Annotated in this window: 22 protein-coding genes; all 22 read left to right on the top strand. The window is 63.4% G+C overall.

Annotation, left to right across the window (positions count from 1 at the left end):
* Positions 1-450 precede the first annotated feature (450 nt).
* The 22 genes from KB879_RS26425 (at position 451) to KB879_RS26320 (ending at position 20,043) form a co-directional block, all read left to right on the top strand.
* Positions 451-2,136: a ParB family protein gene (locus KB879_RS26425; protein ID WP_211980099.1), complete on the top strand. Its 1,686-nt coding sequence runs from the start codon at positions 451-453 to the stop codon at positions 2,134-2,136.
* An 8-nt stretch (positions 2,137-2,144) separates the two neighbouring features.
* The gene (locus KB879_RS26420) at positions 2,145-2,705 is read left to right on the top strand and encodes a DUF2857 domain-containing protein (RefSeq protein ID WP_013957688.1); all 561 of its coding nucleotides are present in this window, start codon (positions 2,145-2,147) and stop codon (positions 2,703-2,705) included.
* Positions 2,706-2,967: 262 nt separating this feature from the next.
* Positions 2,968-3,744 carry a PFL_4669 family integrating conjugative element protein gene (locus tag KB879_RS26415; protein ID WP_211980098.1) on the top strand — a complete coding sequence of 259 codons (777 nt, stop codon included), beginning with the start codon at positions 2,968-2,970 and terminating at the stop codon, positions 3,742-3,744.
* Positions 3,741-4,289, top strand: a complete 549-nt coding sequence (locus KB879_RS26410) for a DUF3158 family protein (RefSeq protein ID WP_211980097.1) — start codon at positions 3,741-3,743, stop codon at positions 4,287-4,289. The genes KB879_RS26415 and KB879_RS26410 overlap by 4 nt, the downstream gene beginning before the upstream one ends.
* Positions 4,290-5,476: 1,187 nt before the next feature.
* Positions 5,477-5,707: a hypothetical protein gene (locus KB879_RS39525; protein ID WP_084187093.1), complete on the top strand. Its 231-nt coding sequence runs from the start codon at positions 5,477-5,479 to the stop codon at positions 5,705-5,707.
* A 209-nt stretch (positions 5,708-5,916) separates the two neighbouring features.
* A complete protein-coding gene (locus KB879_RS26400) occupies positions 5,917-6,495 on the top strand; it encodes a PilL N-terminal domain-containing protein (protein WP_211980096.1) in 579 nt (192 codons plus the stop codon).
* Complete coding sequence (locus KB879_RS26395) at positions 6,492-7,145, top strand: hypothetical protein (protein WP_013957681.1); 654 nt, start codon at positions 6,492-6,494, stop codon at positions 7,143-7,145. Before KB879_RS26400 ends, KB879_RS26395 begins: the two co-directional genes overlap by 4 nt.
* Positions 7,146-7,154: 9 nt before the next feature.
* Positions 7,155-7,880, top strand: a complete 726-nt coding sequence (locus KB879_RS26390; protein WP_013957680.1) for a TIGR03759 family integrating conjugative element protein — start codon at positions 7,155-7,157, stop codon at positions 7,878-7,880.
* Complete coding sequence (locus KB879_RS26385) at positions 7,865-8,440, top strand: lytic transglycosylase domain-containing protein (RefSeq protein WP_211980095.1); 576 nt, start codon at positions 7,865-7,867, stop codon at positions 8,438-8,440. Before KB879_RS26390 ends, KB879_RS26385 begins: the two co-directional genes overlap by 16 nt.
* Positions 8,441-8,447: 7 nt before the next feature.
* Positions 8,448-8,984, top strand: a complete 537-nt coding sequence (locus KB879_RS26380) for an integrating conjugative element protein (RefSeq protein ID WP_211980094.1) — start codon at positions 8,448-8,450, stop codon at positions 8,982-8,984.
* A gap of 15 nt (positions 8,985-8,999) precedes the next feature.
* Positions 9,000-11,171 (top strand): type IV conjugative transfer system coupling protein TraD, encoded by a 2,172-nt coding sequence (traD, locus tag KB879_RS26375; RefSeq protein ID WP_211980093.1) that lies wholly within the window; start codon positions 9,000-9,002, stop codon positions 11,169-11,171.
* Positions 11,168-11,917 (top strand): TIGR03747 family integrating conjugative element membrane protein, encoded by a 750-nt coding sequence (locus KB879_RS26370; RefSeq protein WP_211980092.1) that lies wholly within the window; start codon positions 11,168-11,170, stop codon positions 11,915-11,917. Before traD ends, KB879_RS26370 begins: the two co-directional genes overlap by 4 nt.
* Before the next feature lie 144 nt (positions 11,918-12,061).
* Positions 12,062-12,205 carry a hypothetical protein gene (locus KB879_RS26365; RefSeq protein WP_161786853.1) on the top strand — a complete coding sequence of 48 codons (144 nt, stop codon included), beginning with the start codon at positions 12,062-12,064 and terminating at the stop codon, positions 12,203-12,205.
* Between the two features lie 29 nt (positions 12,206-12,234).
* Positions 12,235-12,597 (top strand): RAQPRD family integrative conjugative element protein, encoded by a 363-nt coding sequence (locus tag KB879_RS26360; RefSeq protein WP_211980091.1) that lies wholly within the window; start codon positions 12,235-12,237, stop codon positions 12,595-12,597.
* Positions 12,594-12,833: a TIGR03758 family integrating conjugative element protein gene (locus KB879_RS26355; RefSeq protein WP_013957673.1), complete on the top strand. Its 240-nt coding sequence runs from the start codon at positions 12,594-12,596 to the stop codon at positions 12,831-12,833. The genes KB879_RS26360 and KB879_RS26355 overlap by 4 nt, the downstream gene beginning before the upstream one ends.
* A 23-nt stretch (positions 12,834-12,856) precedes the next feature.
* Positions 12,857-13,222: a TIGR03745 family integrating conjugative element membrane protein gene (locus KB879_RS26350; protein ID WP_211980090.1), complete on the top strand. Its 366-nt coding sequence runs from the start codon at positions 12,857-12,859 to the stop codon at positions 13,220-13,222.
* A 12-nt stretch (positions 13,223-13,234) separates the two neighbouring features.
* On the top strand, positions 13,235-13,684 hold the full coding sequence (locus tag KB879_RS26345) for a TIGR03750 family conjugal transfer protein (protein ID WP_211980089.1): 450 nt from the start codon (positions 13,235-13,237) through the stop codon (positions 13,682-13,684).
* A complete protein-coding gene (locus tag KB879_RS26340; protein ID WP_211980088.1) occupies positions 13,681-14,370 on the top strand; it encodes a PFL_4703 family integrating conjugative element protein in 690 nt (229 codons plus the stop codon). Before KB879_RS26345 ends, KB879_RS26340 begins: the two co-directional genes overlap by 4 nt.
* The gene (locus KB879_RS26335) at positions 14,367-15,287 is read left to right on the top strand and encodes a TIGR03749 family integrating conjugative element protein (protein ID WP_211980087.1); all 921 of its coding nucleotides are present in this window, start codon (positions 14,367-14,369) and stop codon (positions 15,285-15,287) included. The genes KB879_RS26340 and KB879_RS26335 overlap by 4 nt, the downstream gene beginning before the upstream one ends.
* Positions 15,277-16,743: a TIGR03752 family integrating conjugative element protein gene (locus KB879_RS26330; RefSeq protein WP_211980086.1), complete on the top strand. Its 1,467-nt coding sequence runs from the start codon at positions 15,277-15,279 to the stop codon at positions 16,741-16,743. Before KB879_RS26335 ends, KB879_RS26330 begins: the two co-directional genes overlap by 11 nt.
* Positions 16,724-17,158, top strand: a complete 435-nt coding sequence (locus tag KB879_RS26325) for a TIGR03751 family conjugal transfer lipoprotein (protein WP_211980085.1) — start codon at positions 16,724-16,726, stop codon at positions 17,156-17,158. The genes KB879_RS26330 and KB879_RS26325 overlap by 20 nt, the downstream gene beginning before the upstream one ends.
* Positions 17,158-20,043 carry a conjugative transfer ATPase gene (locus KB879_RS26320; protein ID WP_211980084.1) on the top strand — a complete coding sequence of 962 codons (2,886 nt, stop codon included), beginning with the start codon at positions 17,158-17,160 and terminating at the stop codon, positions 20,041-20,043. Before KB879_RS26325 ends, KB879_RS26320 begins: the two co-directional genes overlap by 1 nt.
* The last annotated feature ends 3 nt before the right edge of the window (positions 20,044-20,046 follow it).

Here is a 20,046-nt window from a genome sequence, read left to right as displayed (position 1 = left end):
GTCGATATGACGGTTGCGCATCGCCTGCAGACGGAAGAGACCCAGTATCCGTCATTGCATATAAGCGGTCCTTGGGAGTGGTCCTTGGGAGTTGTTGCGTACGCCCGGTTCGCGAAGCCGAAGGCAACAGGTTTGCCGAAGAGGAAACTCGCGAGATCGCATGCAGGGATTCCAGACTGGAGACTTGGGTGCACGCCTTATTGCCCACTGGCAATAAGCCGGGAACCTACGTTGTCTGCGTAGCGGTTCGAGCGACTGGCAATTTCACTATCCAACGCGGCAGAGATGTGGTCCAAGGCATTGCGCATCGACATTGACCCGGCTCCAACGGAGTGACGGATACCGATACACAAGGATAGCTTAAGACCAAGGAGTCGCGGGAGAAGGCCGAGTTACACACGGCGCGCTATCCCTTCCCGGCCTGAAGGCCGAGGTTTCCCGCGCATTCGGATGAATCTTCGGGACAAGGACGAAAAATTGATCGCGGCCAAGGCTCAGAGAGCCGTCCCTTCGGCGACAGCTGGGAGCGATCCCATCGCTGACACACCGATGATTGTGACGCTGGACCAATTGCGCTCGTATGACCACGATCCGCGCGTTATGCGCAATCCGGCTTATGAGGAAATCAAAGCCTCCATCCGAGAGCGCGGCTTGGACGCGCCACCGGCGATAACCAGGCGCCCAGGTGAAGCACATTTAATCATTCGCAACGGTGGCAATACGCGACTGGCAATACTTCGCGAGTTGTGGGCAGAGACCAAGCAGGAGCGGTTCTTTCGCATCTTCTGCCTATTCCGTCCGTGGCCGGAACGGGGCGAGATCGTCGCCTTAACGGGCCACTTGGCAGAAAACGAACTGCGCGGCGGATTGACTTTCATCGAGCGCGCCCTGGGAGTCGAGAAGGCGCGCAGACTCTACGAGCAGGAGGCAGGTAGCAAACTGAGCCAGTCCGAACTCGCCCGGCGCCTGACGGCCGATGGCTATCCGGTGCAGCAATCACACATCAGCCGCATGCAAGATGCGGTGTGTTATTTGCTGTCGGCGATACCTACCGTGCTGTACCAAGGGCTCGGCCGGCATCAGGTGGACAGGCTCGTGGTGCTGCGCAAGGCGTGCGAGCGAACCTGGGAACGAAGGGCTCAGGAGAGTCACCTCGTGGTGGACTTCGCCTCGCTGTTCCAGGATGTGCTGTCGCAGTTCGACGCGCTACCGGATGGCTTTTCGCTCCAGCGGGTGAAGGATGAACTAGTGGGCCAGATGGCCGAGCTGCTGGGCACAGGCTATGATGCGCTGAGCCTCGAAATCGACGGCAGCGAAAGCCGGCAGCGCGCGTTGAGCAGCGAGCCGGCGCCGGCGAAATCGACGGCCTCTACCATATTCTGGACGCCAAAGCCGGCATCCCTTCCTCAGGCGGCGGCGACAGCCCAGCCGGCCGGCCTATCGACTGAACTGGCGTTCAAAGAGGCCTCAACACGGGCTGCAATGGTGTCTGCGGCTGGCAGCGGGCTAGTTGAGGAAGAAGCTGCCGCGCCAGTACGGGCTGACCGTGATGGGCAGCCCGTGCAGGGGCATATCGTGTCTCCGGCGCCGACCACCGAACGCATGCAGTGCGTTCAGGGCCAGGCATCGAGCCAGTTGGGCGACAGGCTACTCGACTTTGACACCAATGCTTCTTGCGCGATTCCGGTTCTGGTCGGTGGCCTCTACCCGATCTCGGATGTCTGGCATATCGAGCCAGGATTGGACGAGCCAAGCCGACTTCGGGTGCATATTGCACAGTTTGCCCGTGAAATTGCAGAAGAGGCGGCGGTTGCCAATCAGATCGTGCCAAGTGACAGTGGTATCGGCTTCGTTTGCATGATCCCCCGCGTTGGGCAGGTGAGCGCTTTGCCTGATTTCCCTCGCGCGCTTCTGGCGCTGTTGCATGCGTTGAGCATGCCCGAGTCAATCGCGACAGGATTGAATCGTGCGCGACTGGATAACGACCTGGCGCCGCTGCTGCATGGCGCGGGGGCAGCGTCCACGCGACTGAGCGACACTGGCCTGATGAAGTTGTTCCGGCTGCTGCGTCTGGCGCGACGGCTGCGAGACCTGGAGCACAGTACGGGGTTCGCCGATCAGGGCCGCGATTCCTGAGGGCCACCATGTCGTCATCTCACCCGCTCAACCAGGCTGTCATCGCCCAAGCGTTGCACGATCTGCGCAATGGCCAATTGCGTCGGTGCAAAGCGATGGGATTCGGCGAAGAGGAACTGGAGGCGCTCAAGCATCCGGCGCTAGTCAGTGTGCTGGTCAACGCCACGGTGTCGTGGTGTTCGGTATCGGTCAATCGTGAGGTCCTGAAGCGGCTGCTAAGCCAAGTGCATGACGTGGAGCAGGAAATTGCCACGGTGGACCGCATGCTGCGCCTGGGCGCGAGCACGGAGATGGTGAGCCGCTTCTACGGCCTCACGCATCAAGAAATCGCACTGCGGCGCGACATTCTCGGCTTGCCCAAACGCAAGGGCCGGCACCCGGTGCTAGACGAGACACAGGGCATCGCACTGTGGAAACACTGGAAGGCCGGAGTCGGCGAGCGTAATCTTGCGCTGGACGACGATCCGCCCATGCTGGGCCTGTCGATGGACCTGGCCGAGACCCTGACGTTACCGATGTCGGTGGTCTGGGCGTCGATCCGAAATTGGATCGACGAGGGGCTGGTGTAGACCATTGGGAAGGGCAGTGCGCCCTGGCGTGATGGCCCCATAGCACTGTCGGCATGGTTCCTCGATACACAAGAGAGCTGGCATCGGCCCCATCGTGCTCTCCATGAAAATGGCTGACTGCCAGCTATCCCCAGGGGATAGCTGGCACACCCGGCCTTCCGCATCGAACAAAGCGGGCAATCCCGGTCTGCGGTTTTTTGACTGACGCCCTTCCGGGCGACGCGGATGCTAGCGACTCATTCCTCCTTTTTGAGTCGTCGCTATGGCTAATGAACCCTTGCAACTAAATCTCGGATCGTTGCGCAGCGCGATATCGCTGACGCTGCACACTCACCACGCTTCCCGTATCTGGCATGGCCGCCCCGCGGCAGAGGGGCGGCCCGGCATCATCGGCCTCAACGGCTACATCAGCGTGATGGGCAAGATGAAGCGCGGCGCCGAGCAGGACGATCCCTACTCCGACTGGTGGATGCTTCGCATCGAAGACAAGCTGGACGACACTAAGAGGTGCCTGCAGACGCTGCGCGAACAGGTGGAGCAGGCGCTGGCCAGCGTACCCCCTGCGCTCAGCCTTGGTGAGAACCTGAATCTTCAACCGGTGAAACTTCCGCTGTTCGTCAACGCTCAGCTCGGCTTTGCGGCCATTTACTTGCTGGCCGATTACGACGACCTCGCGCGCAAGCTGATGCTCGCCCACCATACGGCGCTGATCGACCGAAGCACGCTGGAGCGCTGGCTCAACGATGGCGCGCACGCAATGCGCAGCCTGTTTTCGCTCGCCCAAGAGTATTGCTTCTCTGGCGCAACCCGCGCTGACTTTGCGGAGAACAATGCGGCGGCGCAGGCGGCAGTACAGAAGCTCGGCCAGCTGCCACAGGAGGTGCTCGAAGGCACGCGCCGTTCACGCTTTGCCCCGCCTATTGTGCGCCGAGGCGGTAGTCGCGAATCCGCGGTTGCGCCCACCGCGGTGGGGCCGACTTTCGCCTCCATCGATGACCCAACCGGCACTGCCGCACGCGACGAGGATGCGACGGAATGACGGTACATACCATGCCTGTCCAGCCGAGGCGCTTCACGGCGCTGGAACAGGCGGACTTCCAGCGGCTGGAACACGCAGGCTACCTAAAAGGCCTTTTACAACCTTTTAAAGGTAAGGGGAGTTTGGAGGCTTGGGCCGGTCAATGCCTGGCGCTGCGCGACAGCGTGATCGTGCTGGCACAGCGGCGTGTGCTGCCCCAAGCCAGAGCCTATCCCTTCAACCTGCTAAATGTGCAGCTGGCCCAGCAAACGACTGGCGCAGGGACGACCTTCCTACGCTGGCGCAATGTCGACCGCTCATCCATGGGCGTCGCCTTGTGGGAATCCCTGATCGGCAGCCCTGCGATACCGGCCTCGCTGATTGACGACCTGTATGCGATGGAGATGCAGCGTATTGCGCTGAACATGCAGATCAGCCTGACCCACAGCATCGCCCGCAACGCTTTGGAATGCGCCAACAAGATGGCCCAGGCTGAGGCCGCTTACCTGCGGCGCGCCCATAGCCATTCCACGTCCACTGTCACCATTCCCAAGGAGTCACCATGAGCACATCGTTTGTCGGCGAAGACAACATCGGTCTTGCGCCGGACTACCGCGAGTTTGTCAATGGCAATCGCAAGCCGGGCCGGCTGCCGCGCCACACTGTTCCAGCTCGGCGCGCGGGTCTGCGGCGAAGAGCGGGTGCCGACGAGAACGCTGTCGTATACAAGCGCCGGGCAGCTGTAGCATGCCCGCCGTGCGCCGTGTGCTATCGCCCGGGACAGATTCCCAGCGGTCGACTCGCTCCCATCCGCTCTCCTGAGGCAAGCTTGGGGTCCCCTTGCTGGTTGCGAACAATCGACGCATGCTGCGGCAATTGTCCCTTCGACGGTCATTAATCGGCGCCCATGCAGTCCGGCTTTTTTGTGGCCCGTCTCATTCGGCGCAGTCATGCTGTCACCCATCCGGCGAGCCGCCCATCGACAAGGAGCCTTCATTGTCGGATCCAGAAACCGAGGATGAAGATCTCACCGGCAGGGCGGCGCATCTCGCAGTGGCGTGCATCAGCCAGGTCGCCATGACAGGTGGCGCTGGCCTCGCGAACCCTGCGTCATGCCGGCTGCATTAGCCGGCGTGGCCAATTGCCCGCATCCCGCGGGAAATCCCAGCGCATGTCACCTTCTGCAACGTTGCGCGCGTCTCACGGTGCCGTTATGCACATGCGAGGCGAGAAGGTCGTTCCTTGATAGACCGCGCTCGGCGCGGTTGCGTTGATCCAGTTGATTCCGTCGATGGCGAAGGGTCTCCTGGCGGCTTGCGGGCCTGTGCCGCAGCGAGCCTCGAGGAGACCCGTCGGGTCGTCGGTATTCGTTGCCGGTGCCCGCCGGTGGAACAACGGGCTCCTTTTGTGCACGGATGTGTGCCCAAGGATGTCGACCCCAGCCACGATACGGGTCGAGTGCGACTGCTGGCGCAGCAAATGCCGTTGACAGGGCTGCAGCAGCCACAGGTGGCGCCTTTGTCCAAGGCTGAAAGCCTAGTGCTTTCAGCCGATTGTTCTTTGCCTGGTCAGAAAGTGGCGCGGCCCCGGGCATGGAGGCTGCCGCCCGGTCAGCGCGAGGCGAGGCCGCTAGGATTTTCAAGTCTGTAAGACGTGATCGCCGCATGCATCGCAACAGTCCGCTTCGCATTGTCTCCCTGCGGCGGCGCGTCTTCCCGACGCCGATGCGCTTCTTCTGTAAGCCTTTGGGACGATTCCGTTTCCGTCATGGTGTGGGGCTTTCCGTCCCAACGGCCATCTGGCCAAGGCCTACACGGGCAAACACCTATCCTTGCAGGTGCTTTCCAGCGCCGCCGGCCACTACATCTGCACTGCCCACCGTGAAGGATCGGTATCACGTGAGGCAGTGGAGTATTTCCCCTCACGGGAGGCGGCAGAGGCGGCCCTGCCGACGGGGCACTGGCAACAGCGGTGCCAGGCATGAGCCCAGCCTGCAGGAGTGTCTTGGGGAGTCTTTATCCCAAGGCGTGATTGATCACACTGTGGCGGAAGAGCGGCCCCGCGGCGCTAACTGGCTCTCCTCGATCCCGGGGCTGCATCGCCAAACCGGTGACGATGCGATTCCCATTTGGTGCTGCCGTTTGCATCGAATGCGGCGAAGGTAATGGCTGCGTGTTTCGGAAGCCAATATAAATGCGACTGTCCGCCTATTCTCTCCCGCTCGCCGGTCTTGCCGGGGCCGTCCTTATCACGGGTTGTGCTACCACCGTACCACCGGCCGATCTGACACAGACGCCCGGGCCACCCCAGCAATCCCAAGCGCTGATATCCGGGACGAATACGCCAGGCAGCCCTGTGCCCGTCGTCCGCTACGGCCGCTACACCTTGACGGAACTGGTGGCGGAGCCGGGGCAGCGGGACCTAATGAAGCAGGTCGTGGACATCACCATCCCGCCCTCGCTCGACTCCACGGTCGGCGACGCCATGCGCCATGTCCTCCAGCGGTCGGGATATCGGCTGTGCGAGGGCTCGCAGGCCGTAATGCTGTATGCGCTGCCGTTGCCGGCGGCTCATCTACGGTTGGGACCGATGGTTCTGAGCGATGCGTTGCTGACGCTCGCCGGTCCGGCGTGGGACATGGCCGTTGATGAAACCTCGCGCCAGGTTTGCTTCAAGCACGCGGTGGCGCCCGCTACCACCACTGCCGAAGCAACGGCTGTGGATTCCCTCGAAGGCATTGACCGCATTGATAATCCGGAGGTGCAACAATGAATGCACCGAACAAACCGGCCTCGTCCAAACGCGATCGACGCGTACGCTGGCCGTGGGTTGTCGCCTGCATCTGGCAGCTGCTTGTCAGCGCACTGACGATCCTCAATAGCGTTGGCTTGTCGCGTCTGACCGAGCATAGCCGCGCCAGCGCTCAGAATGCCCATGTCCAGGCGCTGGCGACGCGTGTCGACGGTCTGGAAAAGCAGGCCGAGGCCGTTAAGCTGCAGCCAACGCCCGTCATCCGGGCCGATCTCGATGCCACGCGCCAAGAGCTGGATGAGCGCCTGTCGCGGGTTGAGCAGGCTCAGACCGCCGATGATAGTGCCAGCGGGTTGCAGGCGTTGCAAGCGCGCGTCGGCGCCATTGAGGATCGCCTAAAGAGGACAGCGCCGGCCATGGCCATGGTACCGCGGCGCAAAGCTGAACCTCCCAAGCCAACGGTACCCGAGCCGCCCTTCAATGTCATCGGTCTGGAGCTGCGCGGTGGAGAGCGCCTTGTATCCGTCGCGGCGCGGGGCGCAGCTTCGGTGCGCGAAGTGCGGCTGCTTCGTGAGGGCGACACCATGGGCGCCTGGCGGCTCCAAGCCATCGAAGCGCATGGCGCGGTATTCCGCATCGACGGCCACACGCTGCGCATCGCAATCCCGTAGGGGCGGACTATGACGCAAGTACCTGTGGCCGTCCTTGCCGTGTTCCTGGTAGTCGGCTTACGCGGTGCATACGCACAGACAGCGCCGCTGGTGACCCCGCGCGTAGCTCAGAGCCAGCTTATGAAAAGCACTGACGCCGCGCTCGACGAGCGCCAGGCCAGGGATTGGGGCTTGCGTCCTGAAGAATGGACGCGATACCGGCAACTGATGCAAGGGCCGCTGGGCGTTTATTCCCCCAACCTCGATCCTCTCACGACCTTGGGCATCGAGGCACGCAGTGACGAGGAGCGTAACCACTACGCCGAGCTGCAGGTGCAGGTTGAGGCAAGGCGCGTGAACAAAACCCTCGCTTACCAGAGGGCCTACGACGCGGCTTGGAAGCGCCTCTATCCGGGCCAGCAGCGTGTCAATCTCCCGGGTGCACAGACACTGAGCGCTGGTAACAGCGGTTCTGGTCGCCTGGCCGTTTTCGTCAGGGCTGACTGCGCGCCGTGCGACCAGCGCGTGCGCCAGTTGCAGACGGCGGGCACGGAGTTCGATGTCTATATGGTCGGCAGCCGCCTGGACGATGCTTATATCCGCCAGTGGGCGACTCGGGCCGGCATCGACCCGGCCCGAGTCCGCGCACGCACGATCACGCTCAACCATGATGCCGGACGTTGGCTGTCCCTCGGCGTGTCGGGCGAGCTGCCGGCCGTGGTACGTGAGCTGAACGGCAGATGGCAGCGGCAGTAGATCCGCAATCCGCGTTGCGTGTCGCGCTCCTGCTAGTCGCCTGCGTCTGGGCATCAGTTGCGCCCGCGCAAGAGGAGCCGCCGCCGGCCTACCAGATTGCCGCGAAGCACGCAGGTGTGCCGTCGCCAGTACTGTACGCGGTGGCCTTGCAGGAGAGCGGCACCAGACTGCGTGGACGGTTGATCCCTTGGCCGTGGACACTCAATGTTGCGGGGAGGGGCGAGCGTTATGCCACGCGGGCTCAGACCTGCGCGCGCTTGCGCCAAGCGCTCGCCCGCATCCCAGCCAACCGGATCGACGCCGGCCTCGGACAGGTCAATCTCGGTTACCAGGCGCATCGCTACAGTCATCCCTGCGAGCTCCTCGACCCTTACAGGAATCTCGCGATCGTCGCGGAAATTCTCAAGGAGCAGTACATAGAGGGCGAGGACTGGCTAGCCGCCATCGGTCGCTACCACCGTCCAGCCGGCGGCGCACCGGCCGCTCGTTACCGCCGCAGTGTTCATCAGCACCTCGTTCGCGTGCTGGGGCCGCGCACAACGCCTTCCACTATCAAGTGACCTGGCCATGAACCGGATGCTCTGTACTTCCGCCCTGGGGCTGCTCATTGCCACCACCGCCTTGGCGAAATCGACCGCCCAGCCCCTGATCGTTGTCGAGGACCGCGGCGGGGCCCCGACGCTGCCGTATTACCAGGCACTGAATGCCGAGGGTGAGGGGGCGCACGGGCCGGCCGCACCGAAGCAGACACCCCGCAACGGAGATCGGGGAGAAGCCGAGGCGGTCATGCTGCCGGTGCGCTCGACACGGCTGTCGCCGGGTAATGAGCCGCGGCGCGTCATCCGCGCGCCGGGCCTCACACCATTGTTCCTGATCGGCGACGATGATCGCTCCCGCGCTTGGCTGCTGCAGCGCCGGGGAGCGCTGAAAGCGCTGCACGCGGTGGGACTGGTGGTCAACGTGGTGTCGCCCGATGCACTGGCCACACTGCGCCGCCTAGCGCCGGGCCTGATGCTGTCGCCCGTCTCCGGGGACGACCTGGCTCAGCGGCTGGGCATCCGTCACTATCCAGTGCTGATCACCTCCACCGGCATTGAGCCGTGATGTGAGACGCCGGTTATGGCCAAGTCCCGGAACATCGAGGTTCTGCTGCGCCCCGCGGTGGAGCTGTACACCGTCGCGGCCTGTGCGGGCGCCGCGCTGCTGTGCCTGACGGCACCGTGGTCGCTCGCGCTGAGCCCTCTGTTGGGCCTGGGTAGCGCGCTTGCGTTCCTCATCTTCGGCGCCATCCGGCTGCGGGACGCCTGGGCCATCCTCCGCTACCGACGCAACATCCGCAGGCTACCGCGCTACGTGATGACCAGCCGGGACGTGCCCGTCAGCCAACAGCGGCTATTCGTTGGCCGTGGCTTTCGATGGGACCAGCGCCACACGCAGCGGCTTATGCAGACCTACCGGCCGGAGTTCCGCCACTACGTGGAACCGACAACGCTCTACCGAGCGGCGCGGAGGATTGAGGCGCGGCTGGAGTTCGCGCCATTCCCTGTGTCCAGGTTGGCGAAGGCTCTGGCCTGGGACAGTCGGCTCAATCCAGCGCGCCCGCTGCCGCCAGTCGGCGGCTTGCCACGTCTGCACGGCATCGAGCCGCACGAGGTCGACGTCACGCTACCGTTGGGCGAGCGGGTCGGCCACACGCTGGTGCTGGGTACCACGCGCGTGGGCAAGACCCGCCTGGCCGAGCTGTTCATCACCCAGGACATCCGCCGCAAGGTGGGCGGCCAGCACGAGGTGGTGATCGTCTTCGACCCGAAGGGGGACGCCGACCTGCTCAAGCGCATGTACGTGGAGGCCAGGCGCGCCGGCAGAGAAGGGGAGTTCTACACCTTCCACCTGGGCTGGCCGGACATCTCGGCACGATACAACGCCGTGGGCCGTTTCGACCGGATATCGGAGGTTGCCACGCGCATTGCGGGCCAGCTTTCGGCCGAGGGCAACAGCGCAGCGTTCCGCGAGTTCGCCTGGCGCTTTGTCAACATCATCGCGCGCGCGCTGGTCGAGCTGGGGCAGCGTCCCGACTACCTGCTGATCCAGCGCCACGTCATCAATATCGACACGTTATTCATCGAGTACGCCCAGCACTTCTTCGCCAAGAGCGAGCCGAAAGCCTGGGAGGTCATCGTCCAGCTCGAGGCGCGGCTAAACGACAGGAACACGCCGCGCAACATGATCGGCCGCGAGAAGCGGGTCGTGGCGCTGGAGCAATACCTTTCGCAAGTGCACATCTATGACCCCGTGCTCGATGGCCTGCGTAGTGCCGTGCGCTACGACCGCACCTATTTCGACAAGATCGTTGCTAGCCTGCTGCCGCTCTTGGAGAAGCTGACCACCGGAAAGATCGCGCCACTGCTCGCTCCGAACTACTCGGACTTGAACGACCTGCGGCCCATCTTTGATTGGATGCAGATCATCCGCAAACGCGCCGTGGTCTACGTCGGGCTGGACGCGCTATCGGACGCCGAAGTCGCGGCCGCCGTGGGCAACTCAATGTTTAGCGACCTGGTATCAGTCGCCGGCCACATCTACAAGTTTGGCATCGAGGAAGGTCTGCCGGGCCCATCGACCGGCGTGAAGGTGCCCATCAACGTCCACGCCGACGAGTTCAACGAACTGATGGGGGACGAATTCATACCGATGGTCAACAAGGGCGGCGGCGCCGGGATCCAAGTGACAGCCTACACGCAGACCCTTTCTGACATCGAGGCGCGCATGGGCAGCCGCGCCAAGGCCGGGCAGCTGATCGGCAACTTCAATAACCTGTTTATGCTGCGCGTGCGCGAGACCGCCACGGCCGAACTGCTGACGCGGCAACTGCCGAAGGTCGAGGTGTATGCCGCCACGGTGACGAGCGGCGCGATCGACAGCTCGGACCCGAGCGGCAACACCGCCTTTACCTCCAACACTCAGGATCGCATCAGCAGCACCAGCGTGCCGTTGATCGAGCCCGCGCACGTGGTCGCGTTGCCCAAGGGGCAATGCTTCGCGCTGATCGAAGGCGGAAATCTATGGAAGATCCGCATGCCGCTCCCCGCCGCCGACCCCGATGAGGTCATGCCAAAGGATCTCCAGGAACTCGCCGCCTACATGCGGCAGCACTATGGCGAGGCGGGTGACTGGTGGGCGAGTCAAGGCGTTCCTGTCTCGCAGAAACAAGCGTTTCCAGACGATCTGCAAGCGAACTCTCAGCAGACTACCGCGGCCAATGAGGCTGGTGGCGAAGACGTCGAAACATGAGCGATCCGGTCGTCGCAGCGCAGCGCCAGCAGGTCTACCAACAGGGGCTGGTCGCGAGTGTCATCAACTTGCCGTTCCGCATCTTTGGTGTGCTGTGCGGCTCACTGCTTTTGTGCATCGTGATCGAATGCATCGGGTTGCACTTCTTCTGGCCTCAACAGGGCTGGCGTCACGCGCAGAGCATGCTCAATCAGGAGTTGGCCCTGGTATCGGAGAGCTTTACGCGCAGCGTGATGGTGCAGGAACCAGGCCGCACCGCTCGGCATCTTGTCGAGCTGGCCTACGACTGGCTTTTCGTCAAAAGCGGGCTGCTCGACGTGATACGCGATGCCGCTACGCAGGCAAGCGCCGGTGTCCGCAGCCAGGCACATGATTTGCGCTACTACCTTAGCGTGGTCTATGTGCATGTTGAGAGCTACTTGATCGCCTCCGCCTACACTGCTCTCGTGTTTCTCGTGCGGCTGCTGGTGCTGACGCTGACCTTGCCGCTGTTTTGGATGGCCGCCTTCGTTGGCCTGGTGGATGGGCTAGTTCGGCGTGACGTGCGCAGCTTCGCAGCCGGCCGCGAATCGGGATTCGTCTACCACCGAGCGAAGGCGAGCCTGATGCCGCTGGCCATTCTGCCGTGGGTCATTTACCTGGCGCTGCCGGTGAGTGTTCATCCGCTGCTAATCCTGTTGCCCAGCGCGTCAATGCTGGGCGTAGCCGTATGCATCTCCGCCGCGACGTTCAAGAAGTATCTCTAGGCGATTTTGGAAGGTGAACGTGTCCGACTGCGCCTTGCCCGCAGCAAGGAACGTGTACTAGCCCCCACGCTTGGGGGCTGGCACTTTGTACCCTCTTCCCTCATGGCCGCGGCGGTCATCCCGACGTGTAGGTTCTGCGCACTCATGCCATATGTGCTCAGCAGCTTCTGGGAAGGGAAAAGCTTGCGCGCTGAAATGCCGCCGTTGGCGCAACATGATGCCGTCAATCTGGTTGTGCAGAAATCCTCTTTCTCTGCGGCGCATGACTGCGGCGCGCTGCAGTATTGACACCATCCACTTCACCAGGGGATGGCAACATGAAACAAACATGCCGACGCACTGGCGCATGGCCACGCCGGATGGTCATCTTGCTCCTGTTGCTTTCGTTCTCAAGTTTGCGTGCGGCCATGGCTTCCAATAGCGCCATGGAGCGTGAGCAACTCGGCGCCTTGGCGCGTCAGATTGAACTGGCGGACAGCATCGCAGCGCACGCCGCCAACACCGCAATGGATGAACGTGCCCGCTACCACTTCGATTATGCCCGGCTGCATGCTGACCTTGAGCGCATCCGTGCAGGCGTGCAGGACTACCTCGCCCCCGAGCGTGCCCAGCCGCGCGATCCCGTTCCCATCGCCGGCGACTACGTACGAAGCCATGAACCGCAGGAGTCATCGCCATGACGCTTGCCGCTGATCAAGTCGCCGCTTTCCAGGCCAACAGTGGCTTCACGCCTGCGACCGTCTCCACCGTTGTCCTCGGCTTCGTCTTCGCCGTTCTGCTGCTCTGGGGTGTTTGGGCGCTGCGTACCGCCTATGTCGGTTGGGCCGAGAACCGGACAACCGAGCGCCAGTTCGTCGGCGTGGCCGTACGATTCGTCGCGATGTACCTGACGCTGAGCTTCTTTCTCCTGTCCTGACCACCACGAAAGTTTGAATCGCTATGAAAACCTGTTCGATTTTCCATCGCGCCACATGTGTTGCCACCGCACTCGTTGCGCTAGGCATTACGGGCATGCCAAGCGCTTCGTTCGCTGCCGGCCTGCCGACTATGGAAGACCCATCGCGCGGCGCGGGTAAAGGCATCCTCCAAACGCTGCAGAACTACGGCTACGACATCGTGCTGCTGATTGCGCTGCTTGTGGTTTCCTCGATGTTCATCGGGGTCTGCTACCACGCTTATACGCGTTATGCCGAGATCCACACCGGCCGCGCTACCTGGGGCCAGTTCGGCCTCACGGTGGCGGTGGGCGCCATTCTGTTGGTCGTTGGCATCTGGCTGATGACCAAGGCCACCGGTGTGCTCTGAGGGCGTGCAGCGATGACTGGCTACCGCCAGAATCCGAGGCTGGCTGCGCAGGATGGTCTCAATGATGGGCTCGTCGTCTTCCTGCCGCATCGCTTGAACCGCCATCCGGTGGTGATACGCGGATTGACTGCCGACGAGCTGTGGGCCTGCGCCGGCCTGTCCGGTGTGGCCGGCTTCCTGACAGGCTTGGCGGCGGCCTGGCTGACCCAGAGTATTGCCATGGTGCCGACCCTGGTCGTCGTTGGCATCGGGATCGGCGTGTTCGGGGGTGGCGGCTTCCTGCGCCGAAAGAAGCGCGGTCGGCCTGACACCTGGCTATACCGCCAGCTCCAGTGGCGGCTCGCGCTGCGCTACCCCTCGCTGGCTGCTCAAGTAGGCGGACGGCAGATCATCACTTACTCTGGCTGGTGGACCACACGGCGCGAGTGGCCTTCCACATCCATTCGTCGGGGCGCCGCATGAGCCGGTTCAAGAACGAGGTCATGCACCTCGAGGCGCATGTCAAGACCTTGCGCCTAGCCGTGGCAGCGCTGTTCGCCCTGGCCCTGGTGCTGGGGTTCGGCTGGTGGAGCGCGCCGAAGACCCTGACCATCCACGTGCCCCCTGATCTGCGTTCGGGTAGCACCCGAAAGTGGTGGGACGTGCCTCCGGAAAACGTCTACGCCTTTACCTTCTACATCTGGCAGCAGACCCAGCGCTGGCCGGCCAATGGCGAGGAGGACTACCCGCGCAATCTCAAGGCGCTGTCCGCTTACTTCACGCCTGGGTGCCGGTCCTTCCTGCAACAGGACTACGAATTGCGGCGAAACAACGGCGAACTGCGCCAACGGGTGCGCGGCATCTATGAGATCCCCGGCCGAGGCTACGGCGATGATCCCACGTCGCGTGTGCAAGTCGTGTCAGCAGCGGATTGGATCGTCACGCTCGAGGTAAGTGCCGACGAGTACCTCGGCTCCGAACAGGTCAAGCGCGCACTGGTGCGCTATGCCTTGAAGGTCGTTCGCTCGGATGTGGACCCAGAGCATAACCCCTTCGGCCTGGCGCTGGACTGCTATGCGAGGGCGCCGCAGCGCATTGAATCGGCGCCGGCAACTGTATCCGGCCCCCAACCTGCCGCTGTCAACCCTCTGCAAGGAGAAGCGCCATGAAGCGGCGTATCCTTTCGGCCTTGGCTGGCCTTCTGCTCGGCATGGCGCAAGTCTCCATCAGCCACGCTGTGGAGCTCCTGCGCTGGCAACGTTTGCCCCTGGCTGTGGCGCTAGTGGTCGGTCAGGAGCGCGTGATCTTCATCGATCGTAACGTGCGCGTCGGCCTGCCGGAGAACATCGCATCGCACCTGCGCGTGCAGAGCGCCGGCGGCGCGATCTATCTGCGCGCGAGCGAGCCGATTGCGCCCTCGCGGCTGCAACTGCAAGACGTGGAGTCCGGGGCGCTGATCCTGCTCGACATCGCTGCCGAGCCAGCCAAGGCAGGCCAGCCTTCGCTCGAGCCTGTGCGCATCATCGTGGGCGATGCGGCATCATCGCCGGCGAACGCTCTGGCCGGTACCGTCACAAGCGAGCACCAGCCGCGCGAGACGGCAGGCGCGGCGACGCGGCGCGCGAGCCCGGTGCCTGCGGTGCTGACACGCTATGCGGCACAAAACCTCTATGCACCGCTGCGCACGGTGGAGCCGGTGGCTGGCGTCCGCCGCGTGAATCTACGCCGCGATCTGGCTCTACACACATTGCTACCTGTGCTCCCGTTGCGCGCGCAGGCGCTGGCCGCGTGGCGGCTCGATGACCAGTGGGTGACGGCAGTGAAGCTCACTAACACGTCCGCACGGCGCTTGGTACTCGACCCGCGCGCACTGCAAGGCGATTTCGTCGCGGCAACCTTCCAGCATGCGACCTTGGGGCCGGCTGGCGCTTCGACCGACACCACCGTGGTCTATCTTGTTACCCGTGGCCATGGCCTGGCCGAGTCACTGCTGCCAAAGGTGGCAACCTTCGACGCCACCGCTAGCATGCCGGTGGCAGCCGCGCCCGGCCCGGCCGAAGGAGGAGGTCCCCATAATGAAAAGTAATCCCCTCCTCAAGTGGTTGCTGATCCCGATGGTGCTGTTGATGGTCTTCGCTGGCATCAGGCTCTTCTCAAATGATCATGGTGCCGAACCCGCCAGGCCAGATCGTGCCAATCCGCTCTCGCCTGAAGAGAGGAAAGCCTTGGGTATCGAGGGCGATACGCCGCGCGATACCGTTGCCACGCTGGTCGCCCAGGTCAAGCAACTGCGCAACGAACTACAGGCAGCGCTCAACGACAACAAGGACCAGAAGGCCGAGAACGAGCGCATGCGTGTCCGTGAGAGTGCGATTGACCAAAGCATCCAGACCGCATTGGAGGGCGAGCGCGGCCGCCTGCAACAGGAGCGTGATCAGATCGCAAACGATCGTCAGCAGACGCAGGACCGGTTACAAGACTTGCAGCGGCGCCTCGACGGGCTTTCTGGCGAGGGCGGGCAGCCCGACCTGCCCATCGGGCTGGGCCTGGAGGAGGGCGATGGCAAGCACAGGGGCGGCGCGCGCAAGAGTGGCGGCCTGCACTGGGTGGAACCAGATGACGCAACGCCTGTTAAGAGTGGCGATGTACGTAGCGGCCCGAATCAGCCCACCAGCTTCGGACCCGCGCAGAGAACTCTGACGGATATGGCTGAAAGCACTGCGAGCGCCGCCGCTGAGGCCGTCAGCAGCGCCGCAGAGACCTACGCCAAGCCGATCTACACGGTGCCGTCCAACTCGACACTCATTGGGTCGATTGCCATGACAGCGTTGATCGGACGTGTGCCGATCGACGGTACGGTCAACGACCCGTATCCCTTCAAGGTGTTGATCGGTCCGGACAACCTTACCGCCAACGGCATCGATATTCCCGACGTAGCCGGTGCAGTGGTGAGCGGCACCGCCTCGGGCGACTGGACACTTTCATGCGTGCGCGGCCAGGTCCGCAGCGTGACGTTCGTTTTCCAAGACGGAACTATCCAAAACGTGCCGCAGAAGAGTTCGCGCAGCCAGGGCGCCACCGGTGACCAGGCTAGCAGCACCGGCATGGACGGCAGCGCGGTGCGGGGTAGCTTGGGCTGGATCAGCGATCCCCACGGCGTCCCCTGCGTCTCCGGCGAGCGTCGCAGTAACGCGCAACAGTACCTCGGTTCGCAGGCGTTGATTACCGCGGCCGGCGCAGGCGCGGCCTCGCTCATCAAGTCGGACACCGGCAGTGTAGCCGTGGTCTCCAACAGCAACGGCTCGCTTGGTACGGTCGGCATTTCAGGCAACGAGGCCATGGGCCGCATTCTCGCCGGGGGTGTGCGCGACATGGCCGACTGGGTCAACAAGCTTTACGGGCAGGCCTTTGCCGCAATCTACGTGCAGCCCGGGGCCAAAGTCGCTGTCCATCTGGAGCAGCCCCTTAACATCGACTACGACGTCAAGGGGCGGCGGGTCAATCACCGCATCGGAGAAGCTCATGCGTCAGATCTGGACTGAAGCCGCCGCGATGCTGATTGCAGCCCTGGTGCTGGGAGGGTGTGCCACCAGCAAGGACAAGCTACTACCACAAGGCGATCACACAATGCTCGATGTCTGGCAACAGGAGACCGGCGGCAGTGCGGGAGGTGGTCAGCCCGCGAGACAACTGATCGATGTGCGTCAGGGCTTGCGCCGGCCGCTGACTGAGCCCGATGTAAAGAGCATGCCCGCGGCCAATGCAGCCTACACCCGCACCGCCGCCAACGAGATCTACCGCCAGTTCCACCGACTGCCCAACCCGGACCTCGTGATGTACGTCTTCCCGCATCTGTCCGGAAGCGATCCAGTGCCGGTGCCCGGCTACACCACGGTGTTTCCGCTTTACCAGCGGGTGCAGTACGCGATGCCGGGCGAACGTTTGGAGGATTACTAATGATCCGCTCATTCTTTAGGACGCGCCGGGCCGAAAGGGCAACCGGTGCCAGTGAACCGGCTGACGAGGCCTGGACTCGGCATGTGTCGTTACTGGCCGCGCATGGCATTACCGAGCCCGGCAGCGCGTTGGCCGCCGGCCGCCGCAACCCGGCCACCGAGGCGCACGCCCAGGCGCTCTATGATGTGGCCCCGTCCTTCGCCGATCTGCTGCCCTGGGTCGAATATCTTCCCGAATCGATGAGCATGCTGCTGGAGGACGGCGATTCGGTCGCGGCCTTCTTCGAGTTGGCCCCTGTCGGCACTGAAGGGCGCGAATTGGCCTGGCTGTGGCAGGCGCGCGACGCGCTGGAGAACGCGCTGCAGGATTCCTTCGATGAACTGGAAGAGCATCCCTGGGTGGTCCAGCTCTATGCTCAGGACGAGGCGAATTGGGACGGCTATCTGCGCACGCTGGCAGACTACGTCCGGCCACGTGCTCAGGGCATCGCCTTCAGCGAGTTCTATCTGCGCTTCTTCGCGCACCATCTGCGCGCGATCGCCAAGCCAGGCGGGCTCTTTGAGGACACCATGGTCACACGCTTGCCGTGGCGCGGCCAGGTCCGGCGCGTGCGCATGGTAGTCTACCGGCGCGCACCCGCGACAGCGGTTTCCCGACGCGGCCAGTCGCCCGAGCAGTCTCTCTGCACGATCTGTGATCGACTCGTGGGCGGGCTCGCCAATGCGGGCGTGAAGGCCCGCCGCATGCATGCGGCCGACATCCATGACTGGCTGCTGCGCTGGTTCAACCCGCATCCGACGCTGCTGGGGCCGAGTGCTGAAGATTGCGAGCGCTTCTACGCGCTGACCCGCTACCCCGAGGAGGGGGAAACAGGCGAGATCGAACTGGCTAGCGGCGACTTTGCCCAGCGCTTGTTCTTCGGGCAGCCGTGCTCGGACGTGGCCAACGGCGTCTGGCTCTTCGACGGGATGCCGCATCGGGTCATTGTGATGGACCGCCTGCGCATGCCTCCGGCGACGGGACACATAACCGGTGAGACTCGCAAGGGAAGCGATGCAGTCAATGCGCTATTCGACCAGATGCCGGAAGATACGGTGATGTGTCTTACCCTGGTCGCTACGCCTCAGGACGTGCTAGAGGCGCACCTGAACCACCTGAGCAAGAAATCGGTGGGCGAGACACTAGCTTCGGAGCAGACTCGCCAGGACGTGCAGCAGGCGCGCAGCATGATTGGCAGCGCGCACAAGCTCTACCGCGGCGCGCTGGTCTTCTACCTGCGGGGGCGCGACCTGCAGCAGCTTGACGCCCGCGGCCTGCAACTGGTCAACGTCATGCTCAACGCTGGTCTACAGTTGGTGCGCGAGGAAGACGAGGTGGCGCCGCTCAACAGCTACCTGCGTTGGTTGCCCTGCGTCTTCGACCCGGCCCTGGACAAGCGGCAGTGGTACACCCAGCTCATGTTCGCGCAGCACGCCGCGAACTTGGCGCCGGTGTGGGGCCGCAGCCAGGGCACGGGGCATCCGGGCATCACCTTTTTCAACCGTGGCGGCGGGCCGATCACCTTCGATCCGCTTAACCGGCTGGACAGGCAGATGAACGCGCATCTGTTTCTTTTCGGTCCCACCGGCTCGGGCAAGAGCGCCACGCTCAACAACATTCTGAATCAGATCACGGCGATCTACCGGCCGCGCCTGTTTATCGTCGAGGCGGGCAATAGCTTCGGTCTTTTCGGCGACTTTGCCTCGCGCCTGGGCCTGTCGGTCCACCGTGTCAAGCTCGCTCCCGGCGCTGGCGTGAGCTTGGCCCCTTTCGCCGACGCCTGGCGCCTGGTAGATACGCCTGGTGAAGTGCAAACGCTGGATGCCGATGACCTGGATGAGGACCGCGCCGAGACAACGCGGGTCGCAGACGCTGACGAGCAGCGCGATGTGCTCGGCGAGCTGGAGATCACGGCGCGGCTGATGATCACCGGCGGCGAAGACAAGGAAGAGACGCGGATGACGCGAGCAGACCGCAGCCTCATTCGTCAGTGCATCCTCGACGCGGCTCAGCGTTGTGTGGCCGATAAGCGAATGGTACTCACGCGCGATGTGCGCGACGCACTGCGCGGGCGCGCTCACGATTCGACGCTGCCGGAGATCCGTCGCGCCCGACTGGCGGAAATGGCCGACGCAATGGACATGTTCTGCCAGGGCGTGGATGGCGAAATGTTCGATCGGCCCGGTACGCCTTGGCCCGAAGCCGACATCACCGTCGTAGATCTGGCGACCTTCGCGCGCGAGGGCTACAACGCCCAGCTCTCCATCGCTTACATCAGCCTCATCAACACGGTGAACAACATCGCCGAGCGCGACCAGTTTCTCGGGCGGCCGATTATCAACGTGACCGATGAGGGGCACATTATCACCAAGAACCCGCTGCTTGCGCCCTACGTCGTCAAGATCACCAAGATGTGGCGCAAGCTCGGCGCCTGGTACTGGCTTGCGACTCAGAACCTTGATGATTTGCCCAAGGCGACCGAACCAATGCTCAACATGATTGAGTGGTGGATTTGCCTGTCGATGCCGCCGGATGAGGTAGAGAAAATCGCACGCTTCCGCGAGCTGAGCCCGGCACAGAAGGCGCTGATGGCGTCGGCACGCAAGGAGACGGGCAAGTATAGTGAGGGCGTGATCCTCTCCAAATCGATGGAAGTGTTGTTTCGTGCTGTCCCACCCAGCCTCTACTTGGCCCTGGCTCAGACGGAACCGGAGGAGAAAGCCGAGCGCTTCCAGTTGATGCAGCAGTACGGCATTGGCGAACTGGATGCTGCATTGAAGATCGCTCAGAGGATCGACTGCGCCCGCGGCATCGCATCGCTTCCGCTCGATGGATTGACGCCGTAAGGA

This window comes from Cupriavidus sp. KK10, from assembly GCF_018223725.1.
GTDB lineage: Bacteria > Pseudomonadota > Gammaproteobacteria > Burkholderiales > Burkholderiaceae > Cupriavidus > Cupriavidus necator.
The sequence above is the reverse complement of the archived record's forward strand: the minus strand, read 5'-3'. Positions and strand labels throughout refer to the sequence as shown.